The organism is Rubrivivax sp. JA1055 (assembly GCF_020966565.1).
Lineage (GTDB): Bacteria > Pseudomonadota > Gammaproteobacteria > Burkholderiales > Burkholderiaceae_C > Rubrivivax > Rubrivivax benzoatilyticus.
This window is the reverse complement of the sequence record NZ_JAJKFP010000006.1, coordinates 1,019,509-1,032,634: the sequence shown is the minus strand read 5'-3', so window position 1 is coordinate 1,032,634 and position 13,126 is coordinate 1,019,509. Positions and strand designations below refer to the sequence as shown.

15 protein-coding genes are annotated in these 13,126 nt (G+C 67.6%); 13 read left to right on the top strand and 2 right to left on the bottom strand.

Features of this window, described 5'->3' with window-relative positions; translation table 11 throughout:
• The first annotated feature begins 44 nt into the window (after positions 1–44).
• The 9 genes from LOC65_RS14150 to LOC65_RS14110 are packed head-to-tail and all read left to right on the top strand — an operon-like array spanning position 45 to position 7,749.
• Positions 45–2,279: a cation-translocating P-type ATPase gene (locus LOC65_RS14150; RefSeq protein ID WP_230247925.1), complete on the top strand. Its 2,235-nt coding sequence runs from the start codon at positions 45–47 to the stop codon at positions 2,277–2,279.
• A gap of 9 nt (positions 2,280–2,288) precedes the next feature.
• On the top strand, positions 2,289–2,525 hold the full coding sequence (gene ccoS, locus LOC65_RS14145) for a cbb3-type cytochrome oxidase assembly protein CcoS (RefSeq protein WP_230247924.1): 237 nt from the start codon (positions 2,289–2,291) through the stop codon (positions 2,523–2,525).
• Positions 2,515–3,954 (top strand): cytochrome-c oxidase, cbb3-type subunit I, encoded by a 1,440-nt coding sequence (gene ccoN / locus LOC65_RS14140; protein WP_029718458.1) that lies wholly within the window; start codon positions 2,515–2,517, stop codon positions 3,952–3,954. Before ccoS ends, ccoN begins: the two co-directional genes overlap by 11 nt.
• 22 nt (positions 3,955–3,976) lie before the next feature.
• Entirely contained in the window at positions 3,977–4,603 is a 627-nt protein-coding gene (gene ccoO, locus LOC65_RS14135; RefSeq protein ID WP_009857288.1) for a cytochrome-c oxidase, cbb3-type subunit II, read from the top strand.
• A gap of 14 nt (positions 4,604–4,617) precedes the next feature.
• A complete protein-coding gene (locus LOC65_RS14130; RefSeq protein ID WP_029718459.1) occupies positions 4,618–4,785 on the top strand; it encodes a CcoQ/FixQ family Cbb3-type cytochrome c oxidase assembly chaperone in 168 nt (55 codons plus the stop codon).
• Entirely contained in the window at positions 4,782–5,696 is a 915-nt protein-coding gene (ccoP, locus tag LOC65_RS14125; protein WP_009857290.1) for a cytochrome-c oxidase, cbb3-type subunit III, read from the top strand. The genes LOC65_RS14130 and ccoP overlap by 4 nt, the downstream gene beginning before the upstream one ends.
• Before the next feature lie 13 nt (positions 5,697–5,709).
• Positions 5,710–7,200 carry a cytochrome c oxidase accessory protein CcoG gene (ccoG, locus tag LOC65_RS14120; RefSeq protein ID WP_230247923.1) on the top strand — a complete coding sequence of 497 codons (1,491 nt, stop codon included), beginning with the start codon at positions 5,710–5,712 and terminating at the stop codon, positions 7,198–7,200.
• 23 nt (positions 7,201–7,223) lie between these two features.
• Positions 7,224–7,463 (top strand): hypothetical protein, encoded by a 240-nt coding sequence (locus LOC65_RS14115; RefSeq protein WP_230247922.1) that lies wholly within the window; start codon positions 7,224–7,226, stop codon positions 7,461–7,463.
• 52 nt (positions 7,464–7,515) lie between these two features.
• Positions 7,516–7,749, top strand: coding sequence for a hypothetical protein (locus LOC65_RS14110; protein ID WP_009857293.1), 234 nt, complete (start codon positions 7,516–7,518; stop codon positions 7,747–7,749).
• Between the two features lie 48 nt (positions 7,750–7,797).
• On the opposite strand, the gene fnr is transcribed toward LOC65_RS14110, so the two are convergent.
• Positions 7,798–8,541 carry a fumarate/nitrate reduction transcriptional regulator Fnr gene (gene fnr / locus LOC65_RS14105; RefSeq protein WP_009857294.1) on the bottom strand — a complete coding sequence of 248 codons (744 nt, stop codon included), beginning with the start codon at positions 8,539–8,541 and terminating at the stop codon, positions 7,798–7,800.
• A 187-nt stretch (positions 8,542–8,728) separates the two neighbouring features.
• Here fnr and hemN point away from each other — a divergent pair, with 187 nt between their 5' ends.
• From hemN to LOC65_RS14085, 4 genes are all read left to right on the top strand, one after another.
• Complete coding sequence (gene hemN / locus LOC65_RS14100; protein WP_230247921.1) at positions 8,729–10,117, top strand: oxygen-independent coproporphyrinogen III oxidase; 1,389 nt, start codon at positions 8,729–8,731, stop codon at positions 10,115–10,117.
• 57 nt (positions 10,118–10,174) lie between these two features.
• The gene (locus LOC65_RS14095) at positions 10,175–10,864 is read left to right on the top strand and encodes a sulfite exporter TauE/SafE family protein (protein ID WP_230247920.1); all 690 of its coding nucleotides are present in this window, start codon (positions 10,175–10,177) and stop codon (positions 10,862–10,864) included.
• Between the two features lie 145 nt (positions 10,865–11,009).
• Positions 11,010–12,266 (top strand): NADP-dependent isocitrate dehydrogenase, encoded by a 1,257-nt coding sequence (icd, locus tag LOC65_RS14090; RefSeq protein WP_009857297.1) that lies wholly within the window; start codon positions 11,010–11,012, stop codon positions 12,264–12,266.
• 203 nt (positions 12,267–12,469) lie between these two features.
• Positions 12,470–12,667: a hypothetical protein gene (locus LOC65_RS14085; protein ID WP_164962149.1), complete on the top strand. Its 198-nt coding sequence runs from the start codon at positions 12,470–12,472 to the stop codon at positions 12,665–12,667.
• Positions 12,668–12,829: 162 nt separating this feature from the next.
• Here the strand turns inward: LOC65_RS14085 and LOC65_RS14080 are convergent, their stop codons facing one another.
• Positions 12,830–13,069, bottom strand: a complete 240-nt coding sequence (locus LOC65_RS14080) for a cold shock domain-containing protein (protein WP_009857298.1) — start codon at positions 13,067–13,069, stop codon at positions 12,830–12,832.
• Positions 13,070–13,126 lie beyond the last annotated feature (57 nt).

The following is a 13,126-nucleotide window of genomic DNA, read 5'->3' as shown; positions in this document are numbered from 1 at the left end:
CATATTCCGGCGACGGTGACCGCCGCCCCCGATCTCCAGCTTCCATGAGTCTCACCGGCATCGCCCCCGTCCAGCAAGCGGCCCCCTCCCTGGCCGCCGTCGACGATCCTTTGGAGCAGGCGCGTTTCACGCGCTGGGTCCAGGAGAGCGACGGGGTGCGGCTGGGCGAATCGGCGCTGCAGGTCTCCGGCATGTACTGCGCCGCCTGCACCGGCATCATCGAGAACGCGCTGCGGGCGGTCGACGGCGTGCGCGAGGCGCGTGTCAGCGCCGCGGCACAGCGTGCCACCGTGCGCTGGGATCCGGCCCGCACGCAGCCTTCCGCGTTGATCGCCGCGATCCGCGCCGCCGGCTACGACGCGGTTCCCGACGCCGCGGCGCCGGCGCGCGAGATGCGTCGCGCCGAGCACCGTGCCGCGCTGTGGCGCCTGTTCGTGGCGAGCTTCTGCGCCATGCAGGTCATGATGTTCGCGACCCCCAGCTACGTCGCGGGCCCGGCGGACTTCTCGATGGAGATGCGGCAGCTGCTCAACTGGGGCAGCTGGGTGCTGTCGATCCCGGTGGTGCTGTTCTCGGCCGGGCCGTTCTTCCGCGGCGCCTGGCGCGGGCTGCGCAGCGGCCGCATCGGCATGGACGTGCCGGTCGCGATCGGCGTGGCCGTGACCTTCGTCGCCAGCACCGGGGCGACCTTCGACCCGGCAGGCGTCTTCGGTCATGAGGTGTACTTCGACTCGCTGACGATGTTCGTCAGCTTCCTGCTCGGTGGGCGCTACCTGGAGTTGCGTGCCCGCCATCGTGCGGCGGCGGCGCTGGAAGGGGCCCTGGCCCGTCTGCCCGAGACCGCGCAGCGGCTCGAGGCCGACGGCAGCACCACCGAAGTGAGTGTTCAGCGGCTCGTCGCCGGCGACCGGGTGCGCGTCGCGCTCGGGCAGGCCTTCCCGGCGGACGGCGCGCTCGTCGACGGGGCGACCCAGGCCGACGAGTCGCTGCTGACCGGCGAGTCGGTCGCGGTCGACAAGCCCCTCGGCGCGGCGGTCGTCGCCGGCAGCCTGAACCTCGGTGCGCCGGTCACGATGCTCGTCGAGCGGGCCGGCGCCGACACACGCTACGAGGCCATCGTCTCGATGATGCGCGAGGCGATGTCGCAGCGCCCGGCGCTGGCGCGCGTCGCCGACCGCTGGGCGGTGCCCTTCCTGTGGACGGTGCTGCTGCTGGCCGCCGGCGGTGCGGCCGTCTGGAGCGTCATCGATCCTTCGCGTGCGATCTGGGTCGCGGTCTCGGTCCTGATCGTCACCTGCCCCTGCGCGCTGTCGCTGGCGGCGCCGGCGACGATGGTCGCCGCCGCCGGCGGCCTGGCGCGCCGTGGCGTGCTGCTGCAGCGCCTGGACGCTCTCGAGGATCTCGCCCGTGCCGAGCGGGTGTTCATCGACAAGACCGGCACCCTGACCGAAGACCGTCCGGCGCTCGCCGTGACCCGGGTCTTCGACGAGTCGGTGGACGCGCTGGGCCATGCCGCTTCGCTGGCCGCCTGGTCGCGTCACCCCTTGTCGCAGACGCTGGCGGCGGCGCTGCCGGCCAGCGGGCGGATCTGGCGGTCGGTCGAGGAAGTGGCCGGCGAGGGCCTGCGCGGAGTCGACGGCGATGGCGTGCCGTGGTGTCTCGGCCGAGCCGCGTTTGCCGGGGCTGCCGAGCGCGACGAGGTGCAGGTCTGGCTGTCGCGTGACGGCAAGCCCGTGGCGGCCTTCGGGTTCGACGAACTGCTGCGCCCCGGTGCCGATGACGCGGTGCGTGCGCTGCAGGCTGCCGGCGTGCGTGTCACGCTGCTGTCTGGCGATGCGCCGGCCCGTGCGGCCCGCCTGGCGGCTCGCCTCGGCCTCGACTCCTTCGTCGGCGGCGCCCGTCCCGAGGACAAGCTGGCGGCGGTGGCCGCGGCTCAGCGCGCCGGTGACCGCGTCGTCATGGTCGGCGACGGCGTCAACGACGCGCCGGTCCTGGCGCGTGCCGACGTGTCGCTGGCGATGGGGCAGGGGGCGCTGGTCGCCCGCGCCCAGGCCGATGCCGTGCTGGCGTCGAACCGGCCGCTGGACCTCGTCACGGCGCGTTGCGTCGCCGCCCGCGCGATGCGCATCGTGCGGCAGAACATGATCTGGGCCGCGGCGTACAACGCCGCGTGCATTCCGCTGGCCCTGGTGGGCTGGCTACCGCCGTGGGCCGCTGGCCTGGGCATGGCGGGTAGTTCGCTCTTCGTGGTGCTGAACGCGCTGCGGGCGGGGCGCTGAGGTCGTCGCATGGACATCCTGTACCTGCTCATCCCGCTGTCGGCGGTGCTGGTGCTGATCATCCTCGGCGTCTTCGGCTGGGCCCTGCATCGCGGTCAGTTCGAGGACCTCGAGCACGAAGGCGAGCGCATCTTGCGGGACGACGATGGTCCGGTTGATGGCCATCAAGTCTTAACCCAGATCAAGCCAGAAAAATCGTCAAATTTGCTTCCTGAACGACGCGAGGAGAAGCCGTATGGCTCATGAATCGTCACCGGCGACCCCGGTGTACTACGACACCCCGGTGAGGTATTTCTCCGTGGTGGCCGTGCTGTGGGGGATCGTCGGCATGCTGGTGGGGGTGATCATCGCCGCCCAGCTGGCATGGCCGGACCTGAACTTCGGCATCCCCTACATCACTTACGGGCGTCTGCGGCCGCTGCACACCAACGCGGTCATCTTCGCGTTTGGTGGCTCGGCGCTGTTCGCGACCTCCTACCACGTCGTCCAGCGCACCTGTCAGGCCTCGCTGTTCCTGCCCAAGCTGGCGATGTTCACGTTCTGGGGCTGGCAGGTGGTGATCCTGCTCGCGGCGATCTCGCTGCCGCTGGGCTTCACGACCGGCAAGGAGTACGCCGAGCTCGAGTGGCCGATCGACATCCTGATCGCCGTCGTGTGGGTGTCCTACGCCATCGTGTTCTTCGGCACGATCGGCAAGCGCACCGTGCGTCACATCTACGTGGCGAACTGGTTCTTCGGCGCCTTCATCATCGCCGTGGCGCTGCTGCACATCGTCAACAGCGCCGAAGTGCCGGTGTCGCTGACCAAGAGCTACTCGGTCTACGCGGGCGTTCAGGACGCGATGGTCCAGTGGTGGTACGGCCATAACGCCGTCGGCTTCTTCCTCACCGCCGGCTTCCTGGGGATGATGTATTACTACATCCCGAAGCAGGCCGGCCGCCCGGTCTACAGCTACCGCCTGTCGATCGTGCACTTCTGGGCACTGATCTTCACGTACATGTGGGCGGGCCCGCACCACCTGCACTACACCGCGTTGCCCGACTGGACGCAGTCGATCGGCATGATCTTCTCGCTGGTCCTGCTGGCCCCGAGCTGGGGCGGCATGATCAACGGCATCATGACGCTGTCGGGCGCCTGGCATAAGCTGCGCGACGACCCGATCCTGAAGTTCCTGATCGTCTCGCTGTCGTTCTACGGCATGTCGACCTTCGAAGGGCCGATGATGTCGATCAAGACGGTCAACGCGCTGTCCCACTACACGGACTGGACCGTCGGCCACGTGCACAGTGGTGCGCTCGGCTGGGTGGGCCTGATCTCGATGGGCTCGCTGTACCACCTGATCCCGCGCATGTTCGGCCGCCAGACGATGTACAGCACGCGCGCCATCGAGCTGCACTTCTGGATCGCCACGATCGGCATCGTGCTCTACATCGCCGCGATGTGGATCGCCGGTGTCATGCAGGGTCTGATGTGGCGTGCGGTCAACCCCGACGGCACGCTGGTCTACAGCTTCGTCGAAGGCGTCAAGGCCACGTACCCGTTCTACGTGATCCGCCTCGGCGGCGGCCTGCTGTACCTGACCGGCATGGTCATCATGGCCTGGAACACGGTCATGACCATCAAGAGCGGCAAGGTCGTCCCGGCCCCGATCCCGATGGTCGCCGCCCACGCCTGACCGCCAGAACCCTAGGAGATACATGACCATGGCAAAAAACCATGCCGTCGGCGGTCACGAGAAGATCGAGACCAGCAACTTCCTGATGATTGTGCTGATCCTGCTGACGGTTGCCGTCGGCGGGCTCGTCGAGATCGTGCCGCTGTTCTTCCAGCGCTCGACGACCCAGCCGGTCGAAGGCCTTAAGCCCTACACGCCGCTGCAGCTGGCCGGCCGTGACATCTACATCCGCGAGGGCTGCTACGGCTGCCACTCGCAGATGGTGCGTCCGTTCCGTTCCGAGACGCTGCGCTACGGCCACTACTCGATGGCCGGCGAGTTCGTCTACGACCATCCGTTCCAGTGGGGCAGCAAGCGCACGGGCCCGGACCTGCAGCGCGTGGGCGGCCGCTACAGCGACGAGTGGCACCGCATTCACCTGAACAACCCGCGTGATCTGGTGCCCGAGTCCAACATGCCGGCCTACCCCTGGCTGTCGCGCAACGAGGTCGACGCCGACGGTCTGGCGCCGCGCATGAAGGCGCTGCGCTCGGTCGGCGTGCCCTACAGCGACGACGAGATCGCGCAGGCGGCCGGCGAGGTCAAGGGCAAGACCGAGATGGACGCGGTCATCGCCTACCTGCAGGTGCTGGGAACGGCCGTCAAGTGACGCCGTCCACGACCATGGACATCAACACCCTCCGCACCATCGTCACCGTCGCGAGCTTCGCGCTCTTCATCGGGATCGTGGTCTGGGCCTGGTCTCGGCGGCGCCGTGGCCAATTCGATGAGGCCGCGATGCTTCCCTTCGCCGAGAAGGAAGGCGTCGAGGCCTCAGGAGAACGGAAATGAGCGATTTCTTCAACTCAGGCTGGTCGCTTTATGTGGCCGGCATCACCATCGTCAGCCTGGTCTTCTGCCTGGTGCTGCTGATCATCGCCAGCCGCCGCAAGGTGATGGCCGACGACAACACGACCGGCCACGTCTGGGACGAGGACCTGCGCGAACTGAACAACCCCCTGCCGCGCTGGTGGGCCGGGCTGTTTCTCGTGACGGTCGCGTTCGCGGTCATCTATCTGGTTCTGTATCCGGGTCTCGGCAGCCACAAGGGTTCGCTGCAGTGGACCAGCACCGGCCAGCACTCGACCGAGATGGAAAAGGCGCGTGAACAGATGGCGCCGCTGTACGCGAAGTTCGTCGACCAGCCCGCCGAGGTGCTGGCCAAGGACCCGCAGGCGATGGCCATCGGCGAGCGCCTGTTCGCCAACAACTGCGCCCAGTGCCATGGCTCGGATGCTCGCGGCAGCAAGGGTTTCCCCAACCTGACCGACAACGATTGGCTGCATGGCGGCACGCTCGACAAGATCAAGGAAACGATCACCCTCGGCCGCGTCGGCAACATGCCGCCGATGGCTGCAGCCGTCGGCACGCCCGAAGACGTGAAGAACGTCGCCCAGTACGTGCTGAGCCTGTCGGGCAGCCCGCACAACGAGGTGGCGGCGCAGCAGGGCAAGGCGAAGTTCGCGGTCTGCGCGGCCTGCCACGGCCCCGACGGCAAGGGCATGCAGGCGGTGGGTTCGGCCAACCTGACCGACAAGATCTGGCTGCACGGTTATGGCGAGCAGGCGATCGTCGACATGGTCGTCAACGGCAAGGTCAACATCATGCCGGCGCAGGCCTCGCGGCTGAGCCCGGAGCAGATCCACGTGCTGGGTGCCTACGTCTGGAGCCTGTCGCAGACGAGCACCGTCGCGACGCGCTGAACGGGAGCACGAGATGAGCCAGGCCCGGGCCGACCTCGACAACCGGCCCGCCCCGGCATCGGCCGCCTCGGACGAGGCGCCGGCGACAGCCGGTGCCGCGACCGAGGCGGTCGTTTCTCTTTACGTCAAGAGCAAGCGCATCTACGCACGCTCGGTCTCGGGCTGGTTCAACGGCTGGCGCTGGGCGCTGGTGTGGATCACGCAGCTCGTGTTCTACGGCCTGCCCTGGCTCGACTGGAACGCGCGCCAGGCGGTGCTCTTCGATCTCGGGGCGCGGCGCTTCTACATCTTCGGGCTGGTCCTGTATCCGCAGGACCTGATCTACCTGTCGGCGCTGCTGATGATCTCGGCGTATGCGCTGTTCCTGTTCACCGCGGTGGCCGGGCGGCTGTGGTGCGGCTACGCCTGCCCGCAGACGGTCTACACCGAGATCTTCATGTGGGTCGAGCGGCGCTTCGAAGGTGACCGCAACGCCCGCATGCGGCTCGATGCCGGCCCCTGGAACTTCCAGCGCCTGTGGCGCAAGAGCGCGACGCAGACCGTCTGGATCCTGATCGCGCTGTGGACCGGCCTGACCTTCGTCGGCTACTTCACCCCGATCCGCGAACTTCTGCCATCCGCGTTCGCCTTCTCGCTCGGGCCCTGGGAGACCTTCTGGACCCTGTTCTACGGCTTCGCCACCTGGGGCAACGCCGGCTACATGCGCGAGCAGGTCTGCAAGTACATGTGCCCGTACGCGCGTTTCCAGAGCGCGATGTTCGACAAGGACACGCTGATCGTCAGCTACGACGCCGAGCGGGGAGACCCGCGCGGCACGCGTTCGCGCAAGGTCGACGCGCGCAGCCAGGGGCTGGGCGACTGCATCGACTGCGGGCTGTGCGTCCAGGTCTGTCCCACGGGCATCGACATTCGCGATGGCCTGCAGTACGAGTGCATCGGCTGTACCGCCTGCATCGACGTCTGCAATGGCGTGATGGACAAGATGAAGTACCCGCGCGGGCTGATCCGCTATGCCACGCAGAACGGCATGGCGCAGCACCAGACGCGCGGGCAGATGCTGCAGCGGGTGTTCCGGCCGCGGGTGCTGGTGTACACCGCGATCCTGTTCGTCATCGTCGGCGCCTTCGTCGCCAGCCTCGCGCTGCGACACCCGTTCCGCGTCGACGTGGTGCGTGACCGGGCGTCGCTCGCCCGCATCGTCGACGACGGCTACATCGAGAACCTGTACCGGCTGCAGGTCATGAACGCCACTGAGTCGCCGCAGCGCTACCGCGTGCGTGCCGAAGGCCTGGCGGGCATGGTGATCGACGGGCAGCCGGAGTTCGACGTCGAATCCGCCGGCGCCCGCTGGGTGACGATCGCGCTGCGCGTGCCGCCGCAAACCGCCACGCAGGCAGGGCCCGGTGCCCACACGATACAGTTCCACGTCGACCGGCTGCCCGACGCCCGGGATCCGTCTTCCGTGGTCGCTTCCGAGAATTCCACCTTCGTCGTCCCCCGCTGAAGCGGCCACGACAGGAGTCCCTGATGAATCCGAATCAAGTTTCCCGCGACACGACGCCCTGGTGGCGCATCGGCATGGTCTGGCTGGTCCTTGGCGGTCCGCTGGTGGTCGTCGTCGCGTCGCTGTCGACGGCCGTGATCGCGATCCGCGGCGCCGAGGCGGTGATCACCGAGGTGCCGTCTTCGGTTCCTCAATCCGGCCAGGTGCAGGCGGACACGCCGGCCGTCGCGGCCCGCAACCACGCCGCCACGGCGGCGCCCTGACGCGCTTTTCGCGGGCACGGTCATGAAGCGGCGGGCAAGAGACTGGAGCGCCGTGCTCTGGCCGGCCTTCATGGCGGCTGTGGTGCTCGAGCTGGCGCTGTTCGCCTTCGTCGACCCGGCCTCGCTGCGCTGGCTCGGCGGTGCGGTGGTCGAACTGCAGCCGGTGGCGGTCTACACCGTGGCCTTCTTCGCGCTGTGGGTGGTCGTGGCCGCGGCGGCGGGCCTGACGCTGCTGCTGTCGCGCAGCGAAGCCGAGATCAACAGCCGCAGCTTTCGCGGCCGCTGAAAGCAAGACGCCGCGCGGTGCGCGGCGTCTGGCGTGAGGGCAGCCGTCTCAGCAGGCGGCCGAGGAGCCGTTGACGAGCTTCTGCAGGGCTTGCGGGTCGAGCACGCGGATCTGGCGTTGCTTGACTTCCAGGATGCCGTCATCCTGGAACTTCGAGAAGGTGCGGCTGACCGTCTCGAGCTTCAGGCCCAGGTAGCTGCCGATCTCTTCGCGCGTCATGCGCAGGATCAGCGAATGCGGCGAGAAGCCGCGCGTCTGCAGCCGTTGGGTCAGGTTCAGGAGGAAGGCGGCGAGGCGTTCCTCGGCCCGCATGCTGCCCAGCAGCAGCATCACGCCGTGATCGCGAACGATCTCGCGGCTCATGATCTTGTGCAGCTGGCGCTGCAGGTCGCTGAACTCGCGCGACAGGTCTTCCAGCTGCTGGAACGGGATCACGCAGACCTGGGAGTCTTCGAGCGCGACCGAGTCGCAGGTGTGGCGGTCGGTGCCGATGCCGTCGAGGCCGAGCAGTTCACCGGCCATCTGGAAGCCCGTCACCTGGTCTCGCCCGTCTTCCGACGAGACGCAGGTCTTGAAGAAGCCGGTGCGCACCGCGTACAGCGACAGGAACGGATCGCCGGCGCGGAACAGCGTCTCGCCGCGCGGCACTGCACGGCGCGTTGCCACCATCGTGTCCAGGCGCTCCAGCTGATCGTTGGACATGCCGACCGGCAGACACAGTTCTCGCAGATTGCAGCTCGAGCACGCGACCTTGAACGGTTCGAGCCGGATGCCGGAAGACGTGTTGTTCATAGGGGTTCGACGATTGGAAGCAGTTCGGTCCGGCGTGGCGGTGTTCACCCGAGTATCGCTCATGACGTCGCTCAAGGGCAGGGGCGATTCTTCGCTCGCGTCCCGGGGTGTCGCTTGAGGCAGATCAAGCCCGTCGGGTGGGGGTTTGGCACAGTCCAGCCCGTACCGCATGACGGCCGGATGAATTATGGACACGATTGTTCCTGAAGCACTGCTGAGGCGCCTCGACGTGCCCGGCCCCCGCTATACCTCTTACCCCACCGCGGATCGCTTCGGCGAGGCCTTCGGCCCAGCAGAGTACCGGCAGGCGCTGCGCCAACGAGCCGAAGGCAGCACCGTCGGCGGCACGCCGCCGCTGTCGCTTTATATCCACATCCCGTTCTGCGAATCGGTCTGCTACTACTGCGCCTGCAACAAGATCATCACGAAGCACCACGAGCGCAGCACCGAGTACCTCGATGCGCTCGAGGCCGAGATCGCGATGCATGTCGCCGAGCTGGGCAAGGGGCAGACGGTTTCGCAACTGCACTTCGGCGGCGGCTCGCCAACCTTCCTCACCGACGAGGAGATCGCCCGGCTGATGAACACGCTGCGCGACGCGTTCAAGGTCGTCGCCGGCGCCGAGATCTCGATCGAGGTCGATCCGCGCACTGCGACGCCGGAGCGGCTGCGCAGCCTGGCGGCCGTCGGCTTCAACCGCATCAGCTTCGGCATCCAGGACTTCGATCCCGAGGTGCAGGAGGCCGTGCACCGCGTCCAGTCCTATGACAGCGTGCGCGATCTCGTGATCGCCGCCCGTGCCAACGGCTTCGAGTCGATCAACGCCGACCTGATCTACGGCCTGCCCAAGCAGACGCCGGAGTCGTTCGCGCGCACCATCCAGCAGATCGCCGAGCTGCGCCCGGACCGCATCGCGCTGTACGCCTATGCGCACCTGCCGACCCGCTTCAAGCCGCAGCGCCGCATCCTCGCCGAGGATCTGCCCAAGGGCGAGGAGCGCATCAAGATGCTCGGTGGCGCGATCGCCGGCTTCATCGCCGCGGGCTACACCTACATCGGCATGGATCACTTCGCGCTGCCCGGTGACGCCTTGTCGGCGGCGCGCCGCCAGGGGCGCCTGCACCGCAACTTCCAGGGCTACAGCACGCAACCCGACTGCGACCTGATCGCGCTGGGCGTGTCGTCTATCGGCCGCATGGGTGCGACCTACAGCCAGAACGCCAAGACCCTGCCCGAGTACTACGAGTCGATCGCCAAGGGTGAATTCCCGATCGTGCGCGGCCTCGCGCTGACGCGCGACGACCTGCTGCGCCAGGCGGTGATCATGGCCATCATGTGCCAGGGGCGCGTCGAGTACGAGTCGATCGAACTCTCCCACATGATCAAGTTCCGCGACTACTTCGCGGTCGAGATCGAGGACCTCAAGCCCTTCGCCGAAGGCGGTCTCGTCGAGGTGAACGACGACTCGATCCAGATCACCGCGCTGGGCTGGTACTACGTGCGCGGCGTGGCCGCCGTCTTCGACAAGCACCTGCGCGCCAGCGGCAACCGCGAGCGCTTCTCGCGCATCATCTGAGTCGGCACGGGTTATCCCGCAACGGGATAATCCGCGCATGACTCAGCAAGGCCCCGCGTGGACTTCGCGCTCGTCGTCAGCGCGCTGATGCTCGGGCTGGCCGGGGCGCCGCACTGCATCGCGATGTGCGGCGCGGCGTGCACCGCGGTGCTGCCGCGCGGCCAGCCGGCTGCCCTCTGGAGCTTCCATCTCGCGCGTGTTCTGGGTTACGCGATGGCCGGTGCGCTGGTCGCGTCCGGCGTCAACCTCCTGTCCGCGGTCGGGGAGCTGAGCCCCGCGTTGCGGCCGCTGTGGACCCTGGCCCACGCCGCGGCGCTGGCCCTCGGGGTCTGGCTGGTGTGGAAGGGGCGCCAGCCGCAATGGCTGGAGAACATCGGCCGCAGTGCCCAGCGCCGTGCGCCGCAGGCCGACGCCGGCGGCTGGCAGCGTATCAAGGGGCCGGCGCGCGCGGCAACGGCCGGGTCGCTCTGGGTGGCCTGGCCCTGCGGGCTGCTGCAGTCGGCCCTGGTCGTCGCCGCGCTGGCGAACACCGCCGCCGCCGGCGCTGCCGCGATGGGGGCTTTCGCCGTCGCCAGCGGTGCCGGGCTGGTGCTCGGGCCGATGCTCTGGTTGCGCCTCGGCGTGTCGGCCTCGGCGGCTGCGACGACCTGGGCCACGCGCGCCGCCGGCGCGCTGCTCGCGCTCGCGTCCGGCTGGGCGCTCGGCCACGGCCTGTGGATGCAGTGGCAGGCCTACTGCGCCACCTGAGGCCGTGCCCGGCGCGGCGTGTCCAGCCGATGTCCGGAGATCTCCCTGGCACGTCAGTCGCCAGACAGTCGTTGACCTAGAATCAATTCCCGCGAATTCATTCCCCGACGACCCACCGCACGCGCGGTTTGTGGAGACCTCTTTCATGTACCAGCACATCAAGGTGCCCGAGGGCGGGCAGAAGATCACGGTCAACGCCGACTTCTCGCTGAACGTCCCTGATCAGCCCATCATTCCGTACATCGAGGGCGACGGCACCGGCTTCGACATCACGCCGGTGATGCTGAAGGTGGTCGATGCGGCAGTCGCCAAGAGCTACGGCGGCAAGCGCAAGATCCACTGGATGGAGGTCTACGCCGGCGAGAAGTCGACCAAGGTCTACGGCCCCGACGTCTGGCTGCCCGAGGAGACGCTGCACGCAGTGCGCGACTACGTCGTGTCGATCAAGGGCCCGCTGACGACGCCGGTCGGTGGTGGCATCCGCAGCCTGAACGTCGCGCTGCGCCAGGAACTCGATCTCTACGTCTGTCTGCGCCCGATCCAGTACTTTAAGGGCGTGCCGACGCCGCTGAAGGAGCCGGAGAAGACCAACATGGTCATCTTCCGCGAGAACTCCGAGGACATCTACGCCGGCATCGAGTGGGAAGCCCAGAGCGACAAGGCGAAGAAGGTCATCAAGTTCCTCATCGAGGAAATGGGCGTCAAGAAGATCCGTTTCCCCGAGACCTCGGGCATCGGCATCAAGCCCGTCTCGAAGGAAGGGACCGAGCGCCTGGTGCGCAAGGCGATCCAGTACGCCGTCGACAACGACAAGCCCAGCGTGACCATCGTGCACAAGGGCAACATCATGAAGTTCACCGAAGGTGGCTTCCGCGACTGGGCCTACGCGCTGGCGCAGCGCGAGTTCGGCGCCCAGCCGATCGACGGCGGCCCGTGGTGCTCGTTCAAGAACCCGAGGACCGGCAAGGACATCGTCATCAAGGACTCGATCGCCGACGCCTTCCTGCAGCAGATCCTGCTGCGCCCGGCCGAGTACTCGGTGATCGCGACGCTCAACCTGAACGGCGACTACGTCTCCGACGCGCTGGCGGCGCAGGTCGGCGGCATCGGCATCGCTCCGGGCGCCAACCTGTCGGACTCGGTGGCGATGTTCGAGGCGACGCACGGCACCGCGCCCAAGTACGCCGGCAAGGACTACGTCAACCCGGGCTCCGAGATCCTCTCGGCCGAGATGATGCTGCGCCACATGGGCTGGACCGAGGCTGCCGACCTGATCATCAGCGCGATGGAGAAGTCCATCCTGAGCAAGCAGGTGACCTACGACTTCGCGCGCCTGATGGACGGCGCGACGCAGGTCTCGTGCTCCGGCTTCGGCAAGGTGATGATCGAGCAGATGGGCTGAGGCGCGGGTTCAAGCCCGTCGTCCACTGATTGCGGCGCCTGCGGGCGCCGTTTTCATGTGTCGGCCCTGCGCGGGATGAAGCGCTATGGATAGTGCCTTTCTATCGACGCGCTGAAGCCCATGAATCGAAACTTGTTTCATCATCCTGCTGCGATGGCGCCGGCGAACCGGGCGCGTGGGCGAGCGAGGAGACCGGGCGGGTGATGAAGAACGTGGAGACGAACGCGGGCGTCGGGATCGCCGGAGCGCGGCCGGTGTTCGTGATCCGGCCGAGTCAGCTGGGTCCAAGGGATGCCGCTGCGGCGCTGAACTGCCGGGTTGGCAAGTGCTGCCGCAGCAAACCCCGCTGCAAAAACTGCCCGGCGCGCAAGAAAAAGCGGGACTCGAAGTCCTGCTCGTGATCCTGGGTCGGCGCGCCGGCCCCGGCTGTGGCCGATATTCGTTTCGGCTTGAACACCTTGCCGGGCGTTGCCTCAGATATTGATAGAAATCAATATGTGCGGCAACCGTCCGGGGCGGGATTTCCCGAAATCAGATCGGGGTGCCCGCGGCGGCGAGCCCCGTCAGGCGACGGTCTGCGGAGCCGCCGGCGTCGCAGTGGCGACGGGCCGGATGTTCTGCGCCAGATTGCCTTTGGGGCCCTGGACGAGTTCGAACTCCACTCGACTGCCTTGCTTCAGGGTCCGGAAACCGTCCATCTGCACCGCCGAGAAGTGAGCGAAGACGTCCGCACCACCACCCTCGGGTTCGATGAAACCGAAGCCCTTGGCATCGTTGAACCACTTCACCGTACCGACCGCCATTGTTTCCACCTCGCTTAACTGCGCGCGAATATCGAAAATGATTCTCGCGATGCCGTC

What these genes read in the sequence shown, in the direction of transcription:
- hemN (WP_230247921.1), top strand. Translation starts at nt 8,729, where the DNA reads ATGGACACGATTGTTCCTGAAGCACTGCTGAGGCGCCTCGACGTGCCC.
- icd (WP_009857297.1), top strand. Translation starts at nt 11,010, where the DNA reads ATGTACCAGCACATCAAGGTGCCCGAGGGCGGGCAGAAGATCACGGTC.
- LOC65_RS14150 (WP_230247925.1), top strand. Translation starts at nt 45, where the DNA reads ATGAGTCTCACCGGCATCGCCCCCGTCCAGCAAGCGGCCCCCTCCCTG.
- fnr (WP_009857294.1), bottom strand. Translation starts at nt 8,541, where the DNA reads ATGAACAACACGTCTTCCGGCATCCGGCTCGAACCGTTCAAGGTCGCG.
- ccoO (WP_009857288.1), top strand. Translation starts at nt 3,977, where the DNA reads ATGACCATGGCAAAAAACCATGCCGTCGGCGGTCACGAGAAGATCGAG.
- ccoP (WP_009857290.1), top strand. Translation starts at nt 4,782, where the DNA reads ATGAGCGATTTCTTCAACTCAGGCTGGTCGCTTTATGTGGCCGGCATC.
- LOC65_RS14080 (WP_009857298.1), bottom strand. Translation starts at nt 13,069, where the DNA reads ATGGCGGTCGGTACGGTGAAGTGGTTCAACGATGCCAAGGGCTTCGGT.
- LOC65_RS14085 (WP_164962149.1), top strand. Translation starts at nt 12,470, where the DNA reads ATGAAGAACGTGGAGACGAACGCGGGCGTCGGGATCGCCGGAGCGCGG.
- ccoS (WP_230247924.1), top strand. Translation starts at nt 2,289, where the DNA reads ATGGACATCCTGTACCTGCTCATCCCGCTGTCGGCGGTGCTGGTGCTG.
- ccoG (WP_230247923.1), top strand. Translation starts at nt 5,710, where the DNA reads ATGAGCCAGGCCCGGGCCGACCTCGACAACCGGCCCGCCCCGGCATCG.
- LOC65_RS14115 (WP_230247922.1), top strand. Translation starts at nt 7,224, where the DNA reads ATGAATCCGAATCAAGTTTCCCGCGACACGACGCCCTGGTGGCGCATC.
- ccoN (WP_029718458.1), top strand. Translation starts at nt 2,515, where the DNA reads ATGGCTCATGAATCGTCACCGGCGACCCCGGTGTACTACGACACCCCG.
- LOC65_RS14130 (WP_029718459.1), top strand. Translation starts at nt 4,618, where the DNA reads ATGGACATCAACACCCTCCGCACCATCGTCACCGTCGCGAGCTTCGCG.